At 69.4% G+C, this 19,970-nt stretch carries 12 protein-coding genes and 2 pseudogenes; 3 read left to right on the top strand and 11 right to left on the bottom strand.

The features are described 5' to 3' along the window. Positions 1 to 10: 10 nt before the first annotated feature. From VFY73_RS25205 to thpR, 4 genes are all read right to left on the bottom strand, one after another. Positions 11 to 2,638: an ATP-binding protein gene (locus VFY73_RS25205; RefSeq protein ID WP_329724058.1), complete on the bottom strand. Its 2,628-nt coding sequence runs from the start codon at positions 2,636 to 2,638 to the stop codon at positions 11 to 13. 271 nt (positions 2,639 to 2,909) lie between these two features. Continuing rightward, complete coding sequence (locus tag VFY73_RS25210) at positions 2,910 to 3,668, bottom strand: response regulator transcription factor (protein WP_329724060.1); 759 nt, start codon at positions 3,666 to 3,668, stop codon at positions 2,910 to 2,912. Between the two features lie 177 nt (positions 3,669 to 3,845). Continuing rightward, complete coding sequence (locus tag VFY73_RS25215; RefSeq protein WP_329724062.1) at positions 3,846 to 4,373, bottom strand: oxidoreductase; 528 nt, start codon at positions 4,371 to 4,373, stop codon at positions 3,846 to 3,848. Between the two features lie 45 nt (positions 4,374 to 4,418). Further along, positions 4,419 to 4,958 (bottom strand): RNA 2',3'-cyclic phosphodiesterase, encoded by a 540-nt coding sequence (thpR, locus tag VFY73_RS25220; protein WP_329724064.1) that lies wholly within the window; start codon positions 4,956 to 4,958, stop codon positions 4,419 to 4,421. Between the two features lie 249 nt (positions 4,959 to 5,207). Between thpR and VFY73_RS25225 the strand changes: the two genes are divergently transcribed. After that, positions 5,208 to 7,190 (top strand): OPT family oligopeptide transporter, encoded by a 1,983-nt coding sequence (locus VFY73_RS25225; RefSeq protein WP_329724066.1) that lies wholly within the window; start codon positions 5,208 to 5,210, stop codon positions 7,188 to 7,190. 143 nt (positions 7,191 to 7,333) lie between these two features. Here VFY73_RS25225 and VFY73_RS25230 read toward each other — a convergent pair whose 3' ends face one another. The 7 genes and pseudogenes from VFY73_RS25230 to VFY73_RS25260 all read right to left on the bottom strand — a co-directional run bounded on the left by VFY73_RS25230 (position 7,334) and on the right by VFY73_RS25260 (position 18,608). Beyond that, entirely contained in the window at positions 7,334 to 8,944 is a 1,611-nt protein-coding gene (locus tag VFY73_RS25230) for a GGDEF domain-containing protein (protein WP_329724068.1), read from the bottom strand. Positions 8,945 to 9,064: 120 nt separating this feature from the next. Continuing rightward, positions 9,065 to 9,778: a glutathione S-transferase N-terminal domain-containing protein gene (locus VFY73_RS25235; protein WP_329724070.1), complete on the bottom strand. Its 714-nt coding sequence runs from the start codon at positions 9,776 to 9,778 to the stop codon at positions 9,065 to 9,067. 204 nt (positions 9,779 to 9,982) lie between these two features. Next, a complete protein-coding gene (locus VFY73_RS25240) occupies positions 9,983 to 12,082 on the bottom strand; it encodes an acetoacetate--CoA ligase (protein WP_329724072.1) in 2,100 nt (699 codons plus the stop codon). Positions 12,083 to 12,111: 29 nt separating this feature from the next. Then, positions 12,112 to 13,116 (bottom strand): RDD family protein, encoded by a 1,005-nt coding sequence (locus tag VFY73_RS25245; protein ID WP_329724074.1) that lies wholly within the window; start codon positions 13,114 to 13,116, stop codon positions 12,112 to 12,114. Further along, positions 13,113 to 14,930 carry an ABC transporter substrate-binding protein gene (locus VFY73_RS25250; protein ID WP_329724075.1) on the bottom strand — a complete coding sequence of 606 codons (1,818 nt, stop codon included), beginning with the start codon at positions 14,928 to 14,930 and terminating at the stop codon, positions 13,113 to 13,115. The genes VFY73_RS25245 and VFY73_RS25250 overlap by 4 nt, the downstream gene beginning before the upstream one ends. 289 nt (positions 14,931 to 15,219) lie before the next feature. Beyond that, positions 15,220 to 16,806, bottom strand: a pseudogene (locus VFY73_RS25255) (ABC transporter substrate-binding protein); the annotation flags it as partial. Then, positions 16,803 to 18,608 (bottom strand): ABC transporter substrate-binding protein, encoded by a 1,806-nt coding sequence (locus VFY73_RS25260; RefSeq protein ID WP_329724077.1) that lies wholly within the window; start codon positions 18,606 to 18,608, stop codon positions 16,803 to 16,805. The gene VFY73_RS25260 and the pseudogene VFY73_RS25255, both read right to left, overlap by 4 nt. Before the next feature lie 154 nt (positions 18,609 to 18,762). Here VFY73_RS25260 and VFY73_RS25265 point away from each other — a divergent pair, with 154 nt between their 5' ends. Together VFY73_RS25265 and VFY73_RS25270 are read left to right on the top strand one after the other, a co-directional pair. Continuing rightward, positions 18,763 to 19,701 carry an ABC transporter permease gene (locus VFY73_RS25265; RefSeq protein ID WP_329724079.1) on the top strand — a complete coding sequence of 313 codons (939 nt, stop codon included), beginning with the start codon at positions 18,763 to 18,765 and terminating at the stop codon, positions 19,699 to 19,701. Next, positions 19,698 to 19,970, top strand: a pseudogene (locus VFY73_RS25270) (ABC transporter permease); the annotation flags it as partial. The gene VFY73_RS25265 and the pseudogene VFY73_RS25270, both read left to right, overlap by 4 nt.

Below are 19,970 nucleotides of genomic sequence, written 5' to 3' on the forward strand. Positions count from 1 at the left end.
GAACGGCCGATTACGAATGTTGACCAACCGATGAAACACACGCGGCGCCGGCCGGCGCTTCGTCGGCCGGTACGTCGCCCAGCGCCTGGCGCAGCGCCGGCGCGGCAAACGGTTTTTGCAGGAACGGCACACCCACCGGCCAGGCCTGGCTGGGCGTGGCCGACAGCTCCGGCGGCAGGCCCGACATCAGCACCACCCGCAACCCGTCGCGTTTGGCCGCGACGGCTTGTGCCAGCGCCAGGCCGCTCAGGCCTGCGCCGAGGCAGATGTCCGACAGCAGCACGGTCGCCCAGGGCCCGGCGTCGAGCAGCGCTTCGGCCTCGGCCACGTTGCCGGCGCCGCGCACCTCGGCACCGGCGGCTTCGAGTTCCTCGGTCAGCGTCTGGCGCAGGGCCACGTCGTCGTCGACCAGCAGCACGCGGTGGCCGCGCAGGTCGGCCCGGCCGGGCACGCCGCTGTCGCCATCGGTCGGCGCCTCGTCGGGGCGCGGCGCGGCCGGGAAGCGCAAGGTCACGCAGGTGCCCGCTCCGGGCTGGCTGTTCAGCAGGATGTCCCCGCCGCTTTGTTTGACGAAACCGTAGACGATCGACAGGCCCAGCCCGCTGCCGACGCCGGCGGGCTTGGTGGTGAAGAACGGCTCGAAGACCTTGCGTGTCGTGGCCTCGCTCATGCCGACGCCCGTGTCCAGCACGCTCAGCTCGATGCCGTCGCGGCCGTCGTCGAGTGTGGTGCTGCGGCTGCGCACCGTCAGCGTGCCGCCGCCGGGCATCGCTGCGGCGCTGTTCATCACGAGGTTCAACAGCGCGTTCTCGAGCTGGCCACGGTCGACCCGCACGCCGCGTGCCTGCGCGCCGAGGTCCATCTGCACCACGGTGGCTTCGCCGGCGCTGTACTCGACCAGGTCGCGCATCTCCTCGACCATCTCGTCCACAGGCACCCACTCGGCCTGCAGTGGCTGGCGGCGGGCGAAGGCCAGCAGCCGCCGCACCAGCCCGGCCGCCGAGCGGGCCGCGCGCTGCACGCGTGACCACTGCGCGTGTGCGCGCGGCGAGCCGGCGAGTTCGCTTTCCAGCAGCGCCAGCGTGCCCAGCATCGTGCCGAGGTAGTTGTTGAAATCGTGCGCGACGCCGCCGGTCAACTGGCCCAGCACCTCGAGTTTTTGCGCCTGGTGCAGCTGGCTCTCGATCGCGCGGCGCGTGGTCTGGTCGGTCGCCAGCGTCACGCTGCCGCCGCTGGCCATCGTGCGGGTGCGCAGCTCCAGCAGCGTGCCGTTGGGCAGTTGCAGCTCCAGGTGGTCATGCTTGGCGAGCGCAGCGGCGTCGGTGCCGGCCAGTGGCTGCGGCGTGCCGGCCGGCGTCGTGCGCCAGCTGGTGTCGGCCGGCAGCGCGGCAAACAGCGCCGGTGCGGACACGCCGGCGGTCACGCTGACACCGTGTGGCGCCAGCAGGTGGGCGAAGCGGCGGTTCCACAGCAGCAGGTGCTGCGCCGGGTCGAACACCGCCAGGCCGTCGGTCAGACTCTCGTGCACCGCGTCCAGCAGCGCGCGCTGCTCGCGCAGCTCGGCCACCAGGCGCTGGCGCGCCAGCACGTGTTCACGAAAGACCTCGAAGCTGCGCGCCAGCGCGCCCAGCTCGTCGCGTCGTGCCGGGGCCGGTCGACGCGGCGCGGTGTCCCCCTCAGCCAGCCGGGTCATGCCGTCGGTCAGCGACTCGATCTCGGCCACCAGGGCGCCGACATAACGCGCGGCGCCGACCGCGATTGCCAGGCAACCGAAGGCCAGGATCAGCATCCAGCCTTCGCCGAAGCGCACCGCACTGTGCACGCTGCGGCTGCGTTCCGCGGCGCTGCCGCGCAGCTCGGCGACGTGGCGGCCGACCTCGGCGTTCAGCTCGTCGGCGTTCGCGCGGGTGTCTTCGACCAGGTACTCGGTCGCGCTCTTGAGCGCCACCAGCCGCTGGCGCAGCGCCAGCAGGCCATCGGGTGCGGTCAGCTCGGCCATCGGCGCCGGCAGCTGGGGCAGCGCGCGGCGTTGCTGCGCGGCCAGCAACAGGGCCTCGGCATCGGCCTGGAAGCGGCCGACTTCGGCCGGATTGGGCGCCACGCTGCCCAGGACCAACGTCGACCACAGCGCCGCCACCGCCGGATCCAGCGGTTGCGGTGCGTCGCGGTGCAGCCGGATGCCGAGCTCGTTCAGGCGCCGCATGGCGGCCGACAGCTGGTCCTGCGTGGCGAGGCTGCGTTGCGTCAGGTCGACCAGGGCGGCCAGGTGGTGTGCGACGCCGTCGCGCAGGTGCGGCAGCGCTTCACCCAGTGCCGGCGTCGGCCGCAGCCGCTCGGCCTGGGCTTGGACTTGCTCCAGCAGCGCCTGGGCCTCGTCGCGGGTCGCAGCCAGCTCCTCCGGCGAGGCCGAATCGCTCATGCGCCGCGCCAATGCGGCCAGCCGGGTGGTGCGCTGGGCCAGCTCCAGCGCCAGCGAGATGTTGGGCAACAGGTCGACTTCGACCCCGACCAGCGCCTGCTGTGTGCTGCGCATGCCATACCAGCCGACAACGGCCAGCCCGATGGCGGCGACCAGCAGCACGCCAAAGGCCGCCAGCAGGCGCGTGCGCACCCGCTGCAGCGGCCAGTGGCTGGTCATGTGGCCCCCACGGCCCCTTGCGGGGCCGAGGCCTTGCAGGCCGCGCCGATCCAGAGGATCGGCTCTTCGCCAGGCACGAACAGTCCACAGGACTGTTCATGTCCGAGCGAAGCCCCGAGGGGGCTCGCGCAGCGGACTGGCAAAGCCAGATCCGCGCACGCCACTGGATGGGCGGCGGCGCTTCGCGCGCCTGGAACAGTCCCAACCGTTCGCCCTGAGCCTGTCGAAGGGTCCGTCCCGAGCTTGCCGAAGGACGGTGTTTCGGTCGGGGTCATACCTTTTGCACGTCCGCCGCGAAGGCGTAGCCCAGGCCGCGTTCGGTGCAGATGTAGCGCGGGTGCTTGGGGTTCGGCTCGATCTTGCGGCGCAGGCGCAGGATCAGCACGTCGATCGTCCGGTCGAAAACCTCGGTGTCGACGCTGCGGGTGTGCTCCAGCAGCTGGTCGCGCGACCAGACGCGGCGCGGCTGCCGCACGAAGGCTTCGAGCAGCCGGTACTCGGCCTGCGTCAGCGGGCAGGCGCTGCCGTCGACATGGCGCAGGTCGCGCTCGGTCACGTCGAGCAGCCAGTCGCCGAAGCGCAGCTGTTCGCCGCGTGGGGCCGCGGGCGGCTTCGGTGCTGCGGGCTCGGCGGCGGCCGGCGTGTCGGCCGCGGCGGCGTGGCCGTAGCGTCGCAGCACCGCGCGCACGCGCGCCACCAGCTCGCGCGGGCTGAACGGCTTGATCAGGAAATCGTCGGCCGCCAGCTCCAGCAGCAGCACGCGGTCGGTCTCGTCACTGCTGCCGCTGATCATGATGATCGGTGCGTCGCTGCGCTGGCGCAGCAGCCGGGCCAGCGTCAAGCCGTCCTCGGCCTGCAGCCGCAGGTCGAGCAGCAGCAGGTCGTAGCGTTGCGCGGCCAGCAGGCCACGGGCGGTGGCGCCATCGGGCGCGCCATCGGCTTCGAAGCCGGCCTTGCGCAGCACGTCCTGCAGCGAGGCCACCATGTCGGCCTCGTCGTCGACAACGAGGATGCGGGGTCTTGTCTCCACGGTCTTTCCACCGGCTCGTGGGCCTGTGTGTGATGTCAGCTGTCTTTATCGTGCCGCCAGGTGGCACGTGTGGTTGGTAGTAATACCAAAGCCGGCCGCAGGGGTGATTTCATTTGCAGATTTCAAATGTTTCAAGCGGGCGCAGGCTGACGGGCGGACGGTGGAGAAACGAAAACCCTACTGAACCTCCAGCTTGCACAGCGCCCAGACGAACTTGACGCCGGCGGCTTGCGTCTGCAGCTCGGGGTGCTGGTCGCGCGGGTAGGCGACGAACAGCGGCCCGTGCTTCGGATCGGTGATGCGCCGGCCGTCCTTGGAATGAGCGACCAGCGGGCCGTAGGTGGCCAGGTCGGTCAGCGGGATCATCGCGGCAAAGCCGTCGTGCGCGACGGCGCGCAACTTGGTCGCTGATGCGTCGATGCCGACGACCTTGAGGACCTCGTCGATGGTCGGGCCGGCCCATTCGGCCACCGGCGTCCATTCCGAGCCGGTCTTCAATCTCTTCGTCGGCAGCTTCAGCAGCTCGGCTTCGCTGAAACGGTAGCTCGCGGTCGCCTTGTCGTTGAAGCGCTTGATCTTGCCGGTCACGGCCAGCATCGCGCCGGTCGGGCATTCGGCGCTGTCGGTGGCGCTGGTCGATGGGTTGAGCGCGGTGAGGGCCACCAAGGCCACGAAGGCGGCCCTGGCCGAGTGCTTGATCGTCATCCCGGTTCTCCCTGCTTGGCGCCAGCGCATTGCGGCGCGGCGATTCTAGGCAGCGAAGCGTTGGAGCACGCGGTAGCCGCCGGCCGACTCTGCCAGCACATAGCCGTTGTCAACGCGCCAATGCACCGGCGGTGGCGGTGTGGTGCCTTCTGGCAGTGCAGCGCCGCTGCCATGGCGCGCGAGCGTGACGTGCGGGCGGAACGGTCGCGTTTCGACCGGCAGCGCAAGCGTACGCAGTGCGTCGGCCAGCCCGGCATGCAGTGCAATCAGCTCAGCGGGTGTTTCGCCGCTCGGCTGCAGCACCGCGATGCCGTGGTGCCAGACGGTGAACTCGTCGAGCACCCAGTCGAAGGGCGCAAACGGTTGCACGAGGCCGCTGGCCAGCGCCGGCAGCCGCGCGCGCGGAACATTGCCGATGAAGTGCAGCGTCAGGTGCAAGTGGGCCGGGGCTGTCGGGCGGACGTTCGACGGCCAGCGCAGCACCTGCTGCCACGCATGCATCGCACGCTGGGTCGGTGGGTCGGGCCACATGGCCAGGAACAGGCGTGCCGGGTCGCGTGGCGGGGTGGACGGTGGCGGGTTCATCGCGGCGATTGGACCGCGTCTGGCCCGCTGCCGCCAGCCGCCCTCCCAGGCTGTCCGCCATCCGGGCTCGCTTGCCCCTGGAATGTCCCCGGGCCGTCCGCCACGCCGGGCTGACACAATCCGCGCCGGATTCGGGGCCCCCATCGGTGGCCCCCCGGCTATTTCGGCCTGGTCAACCCACAAGGCCTGACCAGTCAACCGGGCCGCTCGGCACGCGCCGACCGCTCCTACCCCTGCACGACCGACACCATGGCACTGCAACAACTGACCGAAGAACAGATACGCACCTGGACCCGCCGCGAGAAAGACGAGTGGTGGCTGAAGAACGTCTACCGCGGCGACATGGCGCAGTTGACGATCCGCTCGGGCATCACCGGCTTCCTGCTCGGCGGCGTGCTCGCCGCCACGGCGCTGTACATCGCCGCCAAGACCGGCATCACGATCGGCGTCGGCCTGACCTCGGTGATCCTGGCTTTCGCCGTCTACCGGATCCTGAACGGCGCCGGCCTGGCGAAGGACTTCACGATCCTCGAGAACAACTGCACCCAGTCGATCGCCACGGCCGCGGGCTACACCGTCTCGTGGCTGACGGCGGGGCTGTCGGCCTACATGCTGATCACCGGCATCATCGTGCCCTGGTGGCAGATCATGATCTGGGCGACGCTCACGTCGCTGATCGGCGTGCTGGTCGCGTTCCCGATGAAGCGCCGCTTCATCAATGAAGAGCAGCTGCCCTTCCCCGAAGGCCGCGCCAGCGGTGTGGTGCTCGATGCGCTGTACCACGGCGCCGCCGGGGCCGGCATGTTCAAGGCCCGGCTGCTGGCGATCGTGGCGCTGGCCACCGGCACCTACCAGGCCCTCGTCAGCGATGGCTGGATGAAGCTGATCCAGTTCAAGATCCTGCAGATGGACAAGTGGGCTGGCCTGAAGGAGCCGTGGACTTTCCACGAGCGGCTGGACACCTACTACTACAACGCCGGCGGCGCTGCGCTGAAGATCCTGGGCACGGATTTCCGCGTGCTCGGCCTGCGCCTGACGCTGGACGCGGCGATGCTCGGCGTCGGCGGCCTGATGGGCATCGCGGTGGCCACCAGCTGCCTGCTGGGCGCTTTCGTCAACTTCGTGATCCTCGCGCCGATGATGATCGAGCGCGGCGACATCGTACCGCGCGTGCTGGCCAACGGCACCGCGGTGCCGCTGTCGCGCGCCGAGATCGTCAACCAGTGGTCGCTGTGGTGGGGCGTCGCGATGATGGTCGCCGGCGCGCTGGTCGGCCTGCTGGCCAAGCCGGAGCTGTTCACCTCGGCATTCAAGTCGTTGCGTGGCATCGGCACCAACAAGGCCGCCACCGCCGGGCCAGACCCGCTGCAGCACATCGAGCTGCCGCTGTGGCTGAGTTGGGTCGGCGTGCCGGTGCTCAGCATCCTGGCCGCCTACCTCACGCACATCTTCTTCGACGTGCCGATGTACCTGGCGCTGATCTCGCTGCCGCTGATCTTCGTGCTGACGGTGATCTGCACCAACTCGATGGCGCTGACCTCGTGGACGCCGACCGGCGCGCTGTCGAAGATCACCCAGTTCTCGATGGGCGCGATCGACAACAGCAACCCGGCGAGCAACCTGCTGCCGGCCGGCATGACCGCCGAGATCGCCTCCAACGCGGCGAACTTGCTGAGCGACATCAAGCCCGGCTACATGCTGGGTGGCAAGCCGCGCCACCAGGCGATGGGCCACGTGATCGGGCTGCTGGCCGGCGTGGCATCGTGCGTGCCGCTGTACTTCCTGCTGTTCCTGCCGCCGGATGCGAACGGCGTGCGCTCGACCACGACGATCATCAGCGAACAGTTCGCGATGCCCGGCGCGCTGCAGTGGAAGGGCGTGGCGGAGATCATCGCCAAGGGCTTCGGCGGCCTGCCGACCTCGGCGCTGATCACGATGGCCTTCGCGGTGGTGATTGCCATCGCGATCGAACTGGCGCGGGTCATGACGCGTGGCCGCTTCCCGCTGTCGTCGGTGTCGATCGGCCTGGGCGTGGTGCTGCCGCCCGAATCGACCTTCGCGATGTTCCTCGGCGCGCTGCTGTTCTGGCTGATGGGCCTGAAGCACAAGACGCCGGGCACGCGCGGTCACACCGTGTGGGTCGAGGGTTGCGAGCCGATCTGTGCCGGCCTGATCTCGGGCGCGGCGCTGATGGGCATCGGCAATGCGATCCTGAATGTGCTGATGACCTGACGGACGCCCAGCGGAAAAAGCGGCGCCTCGGGCGCCGCTCTTGTTTTTAGCTTCGAGTGTCTTTCAGCGGGTGCTGGAATGCTCGACGATCTGGCGTCCGTCGCGGTCTATCCGCATGAATGCCTGCTGGGCTGCGCCAGCGGTCAATGCGCGTGGCGGGTCTGGCGCTTGTGCTCGTACATCTGCAGGTCGCTGCGTTCGAGCACGCTGGCCACGGTGTCGCCGGCCTGGGCCTGGCACAGGCCGACGCTGACGGACACGGCGAGCCCTGGCGCGATCGTGCCCCAGTCGTGCTCGCGCACCGCACGCTCGATGCGCTGGCAGACCTGGGCTGCGAGCGCCGGCTCGGCGTCGTGCAGCACCAGGACGAATTCGTCACCGGCCCAGCGCGCGGCCAGGTCGCTGTCGCGCACCATGTGGTCGAAGATCGACGCCAGCTCCTTCAGCACCGCATCGCCGATGCCGTGCGAGAAGTCGTCGTTGATCTGCTTGAAATGGTCGACGTCGATCAGCGCGACGCAGACGTGCCGCGCCGTCGCGGCACGCAGGCTGTCGGACAGGCGCTGGTCGAGCTGGCGGCGGTTCGGCAGGCCGGTCAGCGCGTCGTGCAGGGCCATTTGTTCCAGTGCGCTCGACTGGTCGGCCAGGCGCTGCACGCTGGCCTTCTGCTCGCGCAGGTCGAGCCGCCATTCGATCAGCCGCGCACGACCTTTCAGGCTCTCGCAGCGGGCGCGCTGTTCGCGGATGGCCATGCGGCGCGCCTCGTCCAGCGTCGCGCGGGTGGCGCCCTGCAATTCGTGCAGGTGCATCAGCAGCTGGTGGCTCAGCAGCGCGATCGCCTCGTGGCCGAAACGGTCGGCGGTGCGCTGCATCTCGCGCGCCCAGTGCATGGCGCCCGCCACGTCGCCTTGCAGCAGCGCGAGTTCGGCGTGCGCCCCGTCGATTGCGGCACCGATCCAGCGCTGCGCAAGCCGCTCGCGCCAGGGTTCGGTGCGGGTGAGTTCGGCCTGCGCCGCCGCCAGGTCACCGCGCCAGGTGTGCAACAGCATCGAGGCCCAGGCGTGGGTGACCACGTTGTTCCAGTGGATCACCGGCGCCAGGCTGATGTTCTGGCCCGGGTGCTGTTGCAGCAGCCGGGTGCTTTCGGCCAGCTGCGCCTCGAGCCGGTCGAGCGGTGGCAGCGGGTGCCCCAGCGCACGCGCGTTGGTGTAGCGCAGGCACTCGGCCGCCGCCTGGTGCAGGTGCAGCTGGAACGGGTTGACTGGCGGCGAACAGCTGGCGGCGATGCGCAGGCCTCGCTCGTAGGTGGCGATCGCGTCGTCGAAGTTCTTGCCGAAGTAGTTCGCGACACCCAGGCAATGGCAGGCCATCAGCTGATCCGGCCCGGGCGGCAACGACTCGGCCAGCCGCATGCCGAACCAGCCGCTCTCGACGGCGTCTTCGTACTGGGCGAGGAAGGTGGCTGCCACGGCCATGCAGCCCTGCGCGGCGCATTCGCCGGCGAGGTCGCCCGATTGTTCGAACAGGAAGGCGGCGTGCTGGGCGCTGTCGAAAGCGATACGCAAGCGGCCGGTCACGCGCAGCGCGCAGTTCGCCATCGTCAGCAGCGACCGCGCCTGCAGGCTGGCGTGGCCAATCTGCACCGCCGCGTCGCGCACATCGCCTGCCAGCGTGAACGCGAGCGCTGCATCACCGGCGTCGGCCGCCTGTTGCGCCTCGGCCAGCGAGAACTCGAGCAGATCGACGGACAGCATGACGCGCTCGCGGTTCCCGCCGCCCGGCAACGCGCCAGACGGCGGGGTCGACCCAGTGTACGCAGCACCCCGTTCGCGAGCCAGCAGGGGTTTGTGCGGGGCGCTGCGCCCCGCACCGGATCAGGTGCTCGGGGCCGCCGGGATCAGCAGCCCGCGGGCGACCGCCGGCCGTTCGACGAAGGCCTTCAGCACGCGCTGCACCTCGGGGAAGTCGGCCAGGCCGACCAGCTCGCCGGCGCCGTAGAAACCGCCGAGGTTGCGCACCCACGGGAAGGTCGCGATGTCGGCGATCGTGTAGTCGTCGCCCATGATCCATTCGCGGCTGTTCAGGCGTTGCTCCAGCACCGCCAGCAGCCGGCGCGATTCGGCCACGTAGCGGTCGCGCGGGCGCTTGTCTTCGTAGTCCTTGCCGGCGAATTTGTGGAAGAAACCGACCTGGCCGAACATCGGCCCGATGCCGCTCATCTGGAACATCAGCCACTGCAGCGTTTCGTAGCGGCCGGCGGCGTCTTTGGGTTGCAGCTGGCCGGTCTTGTCGGCCAGGTACTGCAGGATCGCGCCCGACTCGAACAGCGCCAGCGGCTGTCCGCCCGGGCCGTTGGGGTCGATGATCGCCGGAATCTTGTTGTTCGGGTTGAGTGACAGGAAGGCGGGCGACAGCTGGTCGTTGGTCTCGAAGCCGACGCGGTGCACCTCGTAGGGCAGCCCGGTTTCTTCGAGCATGATCGAGACCTTGACGCCGTTGGGCGTCGGCAGCGAATACAGCTGCAGGCGGTCGGGGTGGCTGGCGGGCCACTTGCGGGTGATCGGAAAGTCGCTGAGCGGGGTCGTCATGGGGCGTTCGACAGGGGGACGAAATCAGCCGATTCTGGCGAGCTGCCGAGCCGGGCGTCGGGCGTCACCGATAGACCGGCCGCCGACTGTGGCCTTGGCCGCCGGGCCTGCAGCGCCCACCCCGTTCGTGTTGAGCATGTCGAAACACAGCCACCTATTCCACCCAGCCCTTCGACAGGCTCGGGGCGAACGAAACACAGCTTCTCAGCTTGAACTGCGAGCAGAACGACGCGCCGCGAAATCGACGAACCAGTCGACCGACGCGGCATTGGCCATCGCGTCGCGGTTCATCACCTTCGCCGGGTCGGCGCCTTGCAGCAGCCTCTTGACCGGCAGTTCCATCTTCTTGCCGCTCAAGGTGCGCGGGATCGCCGGTACCGCGAGGATCTCGCTGGGCACATGGCGCGGCGACAGCGCCTGGCGGATCTCGGCCACCAGCCGCTTCTTCAACGGCTCGTCGAGCACCCTGCCTTCGCGCAGCACGACGAACAGCGGCATGTAGCTTTCCTGGCCCAGGTACTCGAGGTCGACGACCAGGCTGTCGAGCACCTCGGGCAGCGCCTCCACCGCGCGGTACAGCTCGGCGGTGCCCATGCGTACGCCGTGGCGGTTGATCGTCGCGTCGCTGCGGCCGTAGATGATGGCGCCGGTCGCCTCGGCGTGCGGAACGAGCCGGATCCAGTCGCCATGGCGCCAGACGCCGGGGTACATGTCGAAGTAGCTGTCATGCAGGCGTTGTCCGGTCGCATCGCCCCACAGGTGAAGCGGCATCGAAGGCATCGGTGCGGTGCAGACGAGTTCGCCGACCTCGCCGAGCAACGAGCGGCCACGACCGTCTTCATCCGGCTCGCCCCACGCCTCGACTGCGGCGCCGAGGCAGCGGCATTGCATCTCACCGGCCATCAGCGGCAGCGTCGGCAGCCCGGCCACGAACGCGCCGGCGAAGTCGGTGCCGCCGGAGATGCAGGCGATCCAGATGTCGCGGCCATCGACCTGGGGCAGCTGCTGCCAGATCCAGCGGTAGCTGTCGTCGGCCAGCGGCGAGCCGGTCGAGCCGACGGCGCGCAGTGCCGACAGATCACCCAGCGCCTGCGGCTGCACGCCGGCCAAGACAGCGCCGGGCCGCCCCAAGCTGTCTTGACCCCCTTGGGGGGTGGGGGGCGCTTTCATGCAGCTGGCGTAGAAGGCGGCGCCGGCGCCGAAGAAGGTGCAGCGCGCGAGCGCGGCGAAGCGCCACAGCGGTGACCAGTCGGCGGTGCCGTCGCCCACTTTTTCGCATTGGGCGGGCGAGCCGTCGTAGAGGCAGATCGTGGTGCCACCGAGCAGCCCACCGACCTGGCAGTTCCACATGATCCAGCCGGTCGAGCTGTACCAGAAAAACCGGTCGCCGGTCTCGATCGTCGCGCCGAGGTTGTTGTGCAGTGTGCCGCCTTTGAGCCCTTCGAGCACGATGCCGCCGTGGCCATGCACGATGGGTTTGGGCAGGCCGGTGGTGCCGCTCGAATAGACGATCCACAGCGGGTGGTCGAAGGGCAGCCACTCGGGCTCGGCGTGGTCGGCGCCCTGCGTCAGTGCGTCGAAATCGTGGCGCGCCACATGGGGCGGCGGCGCATCGGTTGGCCCGCCCAGCACCGCCACGTCGACCACGTGCTTCAGTGACGGCAGCCCGTCGAGCAGCTGCGCGACCAGCGCGCGCCGGTCGTGCGCCTGGCCGCCGAAGCGGTAGCCGTCGGCGGCGAAGATCAAGGTCGGCTCGATCTGGCGAAAACGGTCCAGCACCGCGACCGGCCCCATGTCGGGCGAGCAGACCGACCAGACCGCGCCGATGCTGGCCACCGCGAGGAACGCGACCACCGTCTCGGGCCGGTTCGGCAGCAACGCGACGACGCGGTCACCGCGCTGCACGCCGAGCCGCTTCAACGCGGCGGCCAGCGTGCCGACCTGCTGGCCCAGGGCGGGCCAGCTGAGCGTGCGCAACTCACCCGCCGCCAGCAGCGGCTCGTCGGCCCAGACGATGGCCGGCTGGCCCGCAGCATCGGCCGCGGCGCCGTGGCGCAGCGCTTGCCGCGCGTAGTTCAGCTGCACCCCGGGGAACCAGCGCGCGCCGGGCATCCGGCGGTCGGCCAGTGCCGCCCCCACGGCGGTTGGCGACTCGATGTCGAAGTAGTCCCAGACCGAGCGCCAGAACGCATCCAGCTCGGTCACCGACCAGCGCCACAGATCTTCATAGCGCGCAAACTGCAGGCCGCGCGTGTCGGCCAGCCAGCGCTGGTAGGCGGTGATGCGAGGTTCGGGCAGCGTCATCGTCACCTCCGGGCGGGTTGCGAAAACGGTCAGGCTGTCGACGACGCGGGCGCATCGAGCGGCGCTCGGGCCGAGGGTTCGTCGAGCGCCGAGGCCGTGAAGTCCGGCGGCACGGGGCGCCGCGGCAGGCGCTCGTCGACCACGACGGTATGCGCCGCCTTGTCCTGCAGGGCCTGGCGGTTCGGATCCCACAGCAGCTGAACCAGGCCGAGCCCGCCGGTGCCCAGGCCGGCCAGGTAGCCGCCGAAACGCTTGAAGCTCAGCAGTGGCGTCATCGGCTTGCCGGTGATCTCGACCACACGCAGGCGGAACAGCCGCTTGCCCAGCGTCTGGCCGCGCCACCAGACCGGCAGCATCGTGAAGTAGACCAGCGACCAGCCGTAGCCGACGCCGAAGTCCAGGCCGAGACGACGCAGCCGCTCGCGCCAATGCTCGGCCGCCGCGGCGTCTTCAGCGGCCTGGCGCTCCTTCGCGAGCTGCCGCTTCAGCTGCTGCACTTGCCCCTGCAGCGCGGCGATCGATTCGGCCGCGGAAGCGGCGGCAGATGCCGCGCCGGCGCCCTCGGCGGCTGCCAGCCTCGGTGCCGAGGCAGCCTGCGACAACCCCTGCAATGCGGCGAAGAACTCTTCGTCGGCAGCCTCCTCGTCGGCGACCGTGTCGCCGCCGGCGACGCGGCCGCGTCCACCGTCGCGCGCGGTTTCGATCGCGGCCTGCAGGCCCGCATAGCCCATCAGCGCGACCAGCAGCCAGATCGACAAGGTGCGCCACGGTGCCAGGCCGCGGCGCGCAGCCCGCGCGCGCTCGAACGCGCCCAGCGCAAAGGCGGCGAGCAGCCAGAAGTTGGACAGCGCAGAGATGAGCCCGATCGCCGCCAGGTCCACCGCCATCGCGAGCAGCCGCCGCCCCGGGCGCGCCAGCGGCTGGCCGAGCAGCGACGGCGCGACGTTCAGCTCTTCCGGCGTGACCCAGCGGCCGACGTCCGGCCCGCCTCCCGGGCGCACGCGCAGGGCCAGCGCGCGCCAGGCGGCGTTCATTTCGGTGTCTTCGCCGCTGTGACGACGTCGACGTACTGCCACCAGTCGAGCCAGAACTGCGGTCGCCGGTAGCCGATCACCTCGGCCTGGGCCATGTCGGTGATGTACGAGTGGTAGCGGATGCGGTACGGCATCCAGGCCACGGCCAGGCGGCGGGCCTCAGCGAACTGGGCCTCGCGTTCCGGGCCATCGGGCAACTCCGACAGGCGCTTGTAGATCGCGTCGAACTCCGGCCGCCTGAAGCGCGCCATGTTCTGGCCGCCGACCTGGCTGCCGTCATAACGCTGCAGCGCGCCCTGGCTGTCGGGTGAGGCGCTCATGCCGCCGACATGCCAGATCTGGAAGCTGCCGGCCCGCGCGGCCTTCAGCAGCTCAGGCCATTTGCCGGGCTTGAACTTGACGTTGATCTTCAGCGCCGACAGGTCGCGGTGGTATTGCTCGGACATCTGCCGGCCCCGACTCTCGGCCTCGATCGACCACTGCAGCACCAGCGGCGAGCCGTCCGGCAGGTCACGCCAGCCGTCGCCGTCGCGGTCGAGGTAGCCGTACAGGTCGAGCAGCGCGTTGGCGCGCGCCGGGTCGTAGTCGCTCATCTCGCTCTTGAACGACGGGTCGTAGCTCGTCGTGTGCGGGGCGATCGGCGCCTGGGCCAGGAAGCCCTGGCCCTTGTGCACCAGGCGGATTTCGCGGTCGACGTCGAGGCCGAGAGAGATCGCGCGCCGCAGCGCCACCTTTTCAGGCGAGTAACCACCGACGACCGGGTCATCGAGGTTGAAGAAGGTCGCGGCCAGGTCGGCGCGCACCTGGCGCCAGCCCTGCACCCCCTTCTTGGCCAGGTTGGGCGCCACCTTGCCGTTGGGCATGGCCTGGTTCACGTAGTCGGTCGGCACCTGCTCGACGAAGTTGTGCTGCCCGTTCAGGAAGGCCAGCCAGCGCGGCTGGGCTTCTTCGATGATCGAGACCTCGACCCGGTCGATCATCGGGATGCGTCGGCCCTTGAAGCGCGCCAGCAGCGCCTGGCCCTCGGCGTCGCCCTCGGCCGGCTCGGCCTCGTAGAAGCGTTCGCGGTAGCCGGGGTTGCGCTCCAGCGCGATGAAGCTGGCCCGGCGCCACTGCGCCAGCTGGAACGGGCCGGTGCCCACCGGGTGTTCGGCGATCTTGTCGCCGTAGGCCTGCACGACCTCGCGCGCCACGCCGCCAAAGAGGTCGCTCGCGGCGAGGAACTCGATGAAACGCGGTCGCGGCTGGGCCAACCGGATCTGCACGGTGTAGCGGTCGAGCGCGCGCAGGCCTTCGACCGGGCTGTCGTAGTCGAAGGCTTTCTTCTCGTTCAGTGCCTTCTGGCGCTGCTCACCCAGACCCAGCAGCTTGAAGCCGTCGATGTTGCTCCACACGGGGCTCTTGTTGGCCGGGTCGGCGAAACGCTTGATCGCGTAGACGTAGTCCTCGGCGACCAGTTCGCGCTTCTTGCCGCCGAAGACCGGGTCGTCGGCGAAATGGATGCCGGGCCGCACCTTCATGGTCCAGGTGCGGTAGTTGTCGGTGACCTCGGGCAGTGCCTCGGCGGTCAGCGGCTTGAACTTGATCGGCCGCGCCAGGTGGTCGTAGGTGTAGAGCGCCTCGAAGATGTGCCCGGTCAGGATGCGCGAATAGATGTCGTTGACCTGGGCGGGGTCGAGCGTGGTCTCGGCGACGCGGAAGGCATAACGCAGGACCTTGGGCGAGGCCTTGTCCTCGGTGTCGGCGGCGTGGGCGGTGAACGTGCTGCCAATCAGGGCAGCGAGCACGGCGGCGGTGCGAAGGAATCGGTTCATGGCGTGGTGGACGCGTTTTCTTGGCGCGCAGGTCGGGGTCGATGTCGACGTATTGCCACCATCCGCGCAGGAAGGGGTGGCGGCGGTAGCCGACGACCCAGGGATGCAGCAGGTCGCTGACGATGCGGTGGCCGGCGATCTTGTAGGGCATGTAGGCCACGCCCAGCTTCTTCGCTTCGTGGATCAGCGCGTCGCGCTCGGGGCCGTCGGGCAGCGAGGCCTGCTGGGCGTAGAGTCGGTTGTAGGCAGGCAGGTCGAAGCGGGCATGGTTCGATTGGCCCTTGTTGGGGCCGTACATCAGGCCCAGCAAGTCGCTTGCGTCGGGCACCGTCGCGCTCCACGACAGGCCCCACATCATCAGCTTGCCGGTGCGCGAGGCCTTCAGATGCTCGGGCCACTTCGCAATCTTGAACTCCAGGCGCACGCCGAGCGCATTCATCGCCTTGTGCCACAGGTCTTGCAGGATGCGCGACTGCTGGTCAGGCTGGGCCGCGTACTCGATCAGCAGCGGCGAGCCGTCGGGCTGCTCGCGCCAGCCGTCGCCGTCTCGGTCGATGTAGCCGTACAGGTCGAGCAGTGCACGTGCCTTGCCAAGGTCGTGATCGCTCATCTCGCTCTTGAAGGCGGGGTCGTAGCCGGCCATCTGCGGCGGCACGATGGCCTGCGCCGGGATGGCCTGGCCCTTGCGCCCGTGTGTGATTTCGGCCTGCACGTCGTAGGCCAGGCCGATCGCGCGGCGCAGCGCGACCTTGTCGGGCGTGTAGCCGCCGACGACGGGATTCTCCATGCCGAAGTAGCTGTAGGCGATGTCGACGCCGACCATGCGCTCCAGCTGCAGACCGCGCTTTTTCAGGTGTGGTGCCAGTTGGCCGTTGGGGATGTAGGGCGGCGACAGTTCGAAGGGCAGTCGCTCGATCCAGTCGTGCTCGCCGTTCAGGAAGGCCAGCAGGCGCGGCTGCGACTCCTCGACGATCAGCACCTCGACCTGGTCGACCAGCGGCAGCCGCTTGCCACGCAGCTTCGAGGCGATGGCCTGCGAGACCGGGTCGTCGGCGGGAGGCTCGGCCTCGTAGTAGGCCTCGCGGTAGTTCGGGTTGCGCACCAGCTGCACGCGTGACGAACGGCGCCATTCACCGAGACGGAAAGCGCCGGTGCCCACCGGGTGCTGCATCGCCTTGCCGGGGTCGGCCTCGATGACCTCGCGCGCGACCGCGCCGGCGATCGCTGCATCGGCGAAGGTCAGCGGCAGCCGAGGCGAAGGCTCGGCGACCTTGACGACGAAGGTGTAGCGGTCGAGTGTCTTCAGGCCCTCGACCGGCGTGTCGTAGTCGAACGCGGTCTTGTCCTTCAATGCCTTGGCGCGCAGCTCGCTCAGGCCCAGGATCTTCGCGTTCTCGAAGTTGTAGAGGTTGGGGCTCTTCCAGCGCGGGTCGTAGTGGCGCTTGATCGAGTAGACGTAGTCCTCGGCCACCAGCTCGCGCTTCTTGCCGCCAAAGGCCGGGTCGTCGGCGAAATGGATGCCGGGCTTGAGTCGGAAGGTGAAGGTCTTGAAGTCGGGCGAGACCTCGGGCAGTGCCGCAGCGGTGGCCGGCACCAGCTTGGCCGGCCGGGCGAGGTAGTCGTAGCTCAGCGGCGCCTCGAACAGGTTGCCGGCGATCACGCGCGAGTACAGGTCGGAGATCTGCGCCGGGTCGAAGCCGGTCTCGGCGATCGGGAAGGCGTACCGAAGCACCTTCAGGGGCTGCGCCGCCTGATCCGGCAGCCCCTTGGGCGCGGTGTGGCCCGCCGTCTTTGGCGGCGAAGCGGCCGAGGTGGCCGAGACGGCGACCGGGCTCGCTGTCAGCATGGCGAGCAAGGCAAGGGGCACGAACTTCATGGTTTCTCGCTCGGTCCGGCCACGTCGACGAAGGCGTGGAACGGCCGCAGGAAGGGATGGGGACGGTAGCCCTGCAGGCGTGGCCAGTGCAGCGCCACCTGCAGCCGGTGCACATGGGCCTTCATCGGCAGGTAGGCCAGCAGCAGGCGGTTGGCCTCGGCGATCGTGGCCTGGCGCTCGGGGCCGTCGGGCAGCTCGCTCTGGCGTTCGTACAGCGTGTTGAAGGCCGGCAGGTTGAAGCGCGACAGGTTGTCGCCGCCGATCGCGGGGCCGTAGCCCAGCCGCAGGAAGGGATCGGCGTCGGGCGCGTCGGCGTTCCACGACAGGAACCAGAGCATCAGCTTGCCGGCGCGTGCGGCCTTGTTCTGCTCGGACCATTGGCCAGCGAGGAACTCGATGCGCAGGTGCAGCGCGTCCATGCGCCGCTTCCACAGCTCGTTGAACTGGCGCAGGGTCTTGTCGGTGTGGTACTGCAGCCGCAGCGACGAGCCGTCGGGCCGCTCGCGCCAGCCGTCGCCGTCGCGGTCGACGAAGCCGTAGAGGTCCAGCAGCGCATTGGCGCGCGCCGGGTCGTAGGTGCTCATCTCGGTCTTCAGCGCCGGGTCGTAGCCGAAGGTCGACGGCACGACCATGCTTTGCGCCGGCAGGCCCATGCTGCGCCGGATCGTGCGCACTTCCTCGTCGTTGTCGTAACCCAGCCCGATCGCGCGGCGCAGCGCGACCTGCGACGGGCCGTAACCGCCGACGACCGGATCGTCCATGTTGAACACCGTGTACACGACATCCGGCCGCGCCAGGCGCTGCATCCGGGCACCCTGGCGCTGAAGACCGGGGGCCAGCTTCCCGCCCGGCACGGCCACCGGCGCGTAGGTGGCCGGTACGGTGATCACGTCGAGGTCGCGCTGCAGGAACGACAACCAGCGCGGCTGGTCTTCATCGATGATCGCGATCTCGACCCGGTCGATCATCGGCAGCTTTCGCCCGCGCAGGGCCTGGGCGATTGCCTCGCCCTCCGCGTCGCCGGGCGTGGGTTCTTCGTCATAACGGTGTTCGCGGTAGCCGGGGTTGCGCGCCAGCACGATCTGCGAGCCCTTGCGCCACTCCGCCAGCACGAACGGGCCGCTGCCCACCGGGTGGTCGCCGACCGTGTCGCCGTAGTGCTCGACCACCTCGCGCGCGACCGGGGCGGCAGCGACGATGCCGGTCAGGTTGAAGACGAAGCGCGGGTCGGGCTTGTCGAGCCTGAAGCGCAGCGTGTAGCGGTCGACGATCTTCAGGCCCTCGACCGCGGCGCCATAGTCGAACGGCTTGCGCTGGTCGAGCGCGCGCTGGCGCAACTCGTTCAGGCCGGTCAGGCCGATCGCGGCAAACGTTGGCAGCTGCGGGCTCTTCCAGCGCGGATCGAAGATGCGTTTGATCGCATAGGCCACGTCGGCGGCCACCACCTCGCGCGGCTTGCCACCGAAGACCGGGTCGTCGGCGTAGTAGACGCCGGTGCGCAGCCGCACGGTGTACTCGCGCCAGTCGTCGCTGTGCTCGGGCAGGTCGACCGCCAGTTGCGGCTTGACCTTGGCCGGCCGGGCCAGGTAGTCGAAGCGGTACAGCGGTTCGAAGATGCTGCCGGCCACTTCCTGGCTGAAGACGTCGCTCACGCCGGCCGGGTCCAGCGTCGTGGCGTCGCTGACCATCGCGTAGCGCAGCACCTTGGGTGGCCCGTCGGTGGCCCACGCGAATGGCAGCGCGGCCGGCCACAGGGCCAGCGCGAGCAGCGAACGGCGGATCGGTGAGGCAAGGCGCAGCACCGGGCAACGATAGTGCATCGCGGCGTGTTTTCGCATCCGGAGATGCGATCACGCGTCTCCAAGATCCGGGGCAAACGCCGAGAAAAATGCGGCCGACACGCCCCTACACTCGCGCATCCTCACACCTGCCCGGCGCTGCCGGGCCGTTTCATCCATGGCCGCCTATCTGGTCCGGCGCCTGTTGCAGATGATCCCGACGCTGCTGGGTGTCGTGCTCTTTGTCTTCGCGCTGTTCAAGTTCGTCGGGGGTGACCCGGCCGAGATCCTGGCGGGGCAGAACGCCACCGCCGAGCAGGTCGATGCGATCCGCCAGCAGCTCGGGCTGAACGAGCCCTGGTGGACGCAACTGTGGATCTTCGTCCAGCAGATCGCCACCTTCGAGTGGGGCAAGAGCTGGGCCACGCAGGAGGCCGTCAGCCACATCTTCGCGACCCGCCTGCCGGCCACGCTGACGGTGATGACACCGATCCTGATCCTCGACACGCTGCTGGCGGTGCCGATCGCGCTGGGCGTGGCCTATGTGCGCGGCTCGCTGACCGACCGCAGCCTGATGGTGGTGACCACCGTGGCGCTGTCGATCTCGTTCCTGGTCTACGTGATCGTCGGCCAGTACGTGTTCGGCTTCCAGCTCGGCTGGTTCCCGGTGCAGGGCTGGAGCGACTCGACCTGGACCAACCTGACGACCTACGTGCCGCTGCCGGTGTTGCTGGCCGTCGCGGTGGGTGTGTCGCCGCAGACGCGGCTGTACCGCAGCTTCTTCCTCGATGAACTCGGCCAGGACTACGTGCGCACCGCGCGGGCCAAGGGGCTGGGCGAAGGGCCGGTGCTGTTCAAGCATGTACTGCGCAACGCGATGATCCCGATCCTGACCAACGTCGGCCTGGCGCTGCCGGGCATCTTCGTCGGCTCGTTCCTGATCGAGGTCTTCTTCTCGATCCCCGGCCTCGGTCGCGAGGTGCTGCTGGCGGTCAACCGCAGCGACTACCCGGTGATCCAGGCGGTGACGGTGTACCTGGCCTTCATCACGATGCTGATCAACCTGATCGTCGATGTCTGCTTCAAGCTGGTCGATCCGCGGGTGACGCTCAAATGAACAGCGCCGTCGTCCTCGACGTTCCCAGGGTCACCGTCGAACACAGCGAAGGCGTCTGGCATGCCGCATGGCGGCGGTTCAGGATGGACCGCGTCGGCCTGGTCAGCGCGACCATCGTGATCCTGTTCCTGCTGCTGATCGCCGCAGCCGCGGTCGGCCTCGTGGCGCGGGACTGGCAGCGCGAAGTCGCCGTGGCCAATGCCCCGCCCGGCTTCGTCGGCCCGCGGCCGCCCGAGGCGATCAGCGCGATCGAGGTGCCGAAGGGGCCG

This window comes from Ideonella sp. (assembly GCF_036277275.1).
Taxonomy (GTDB): domain Bacteria; phylum Pseudomonadota; class Gammaproteobacteria; order Burkholderiales; family Burkholderiaceae_C; genus Ideonella.

What these genes read in the sequence shown, in the direction of transcription:
- VFY73_RS25205 (WP_329724058.1), bottom strand. Translation starts at nt 2,638, where the DNA reads ATGACCAGCCACTGGCCGCTGCAGCGGGTGCGCACGCGCCTGCTGGCG.
- VFY73_RS25235 (WP_329724070.1), bottom strand. Translation starts at nt 9,778, where the DNA reads ATGACGACCCCGCTCAGCGACTTTCCGATCACCCGCAAGTGGCCCGCC.
- VFY73_RS25215 (WP_329724062.1), bottom strand. Translation starts at nt 4,373, where the DNA reads ATGACGATCAAGCACTCGGCCAGGGCCGCCTTCGTGGCCTTGGTGGCC.
- thpR (WP_329724064.1), bottom strand. Translation starts at nt 4,958, where the DNA reads ATGAACCCGCCACCGTCCACCCCGCCACGCGACCCGGCACGCCTGTTC.
- VFY73_RS25265 (WP_329724079.1), top strand. Translation starts at nt 18,763, where the DNA reads ATGGCCGCCTATCTGGTCCGGCGCCTGTTGCAGATGATCCCGACGCTG.
- VFY73_RS25230 (WP_329724068.1), bottom strand. Translation starts at nt 8,944, where the DNA reads ATGCTGTCCGTCGATCTGCTCGAGTTCTCGCTGGCCGAGGCGCAACAG.
- VFY73_RS25240 (WP_329724072.1), bottom strand. Translation starts at nt 12,082, where the DNA reads ATGACGCTGCCCGAACCTCGCATCACCGCCTACCAGCGCTGGCTGGCC.
- VFY73_RS25225 (WP_329724066.1), top strand. Translation starts at nt 5,208, where the DNA reads ATGGCACTGCAACAACTGACCGAAGAACAGATACGCACCTGGACCCGC.
- VFY73_RS25250 (WP_329724075.1), bottom strand. Translation starts at nt 14,930, where the DNA reads ATGAACCGATTCCTTCGCACCGCCGCCGTGCTCGCTGCCCTGATTGGC.
- VFY73_RS25245 (WP_329724074.1), bottom strand. Translation starts at nt 13,116, where the DNA reads ATGAACGCCGCCTGGCGCGCGCTGGCCCTGCGCGTGCGCCCGGGAGGC.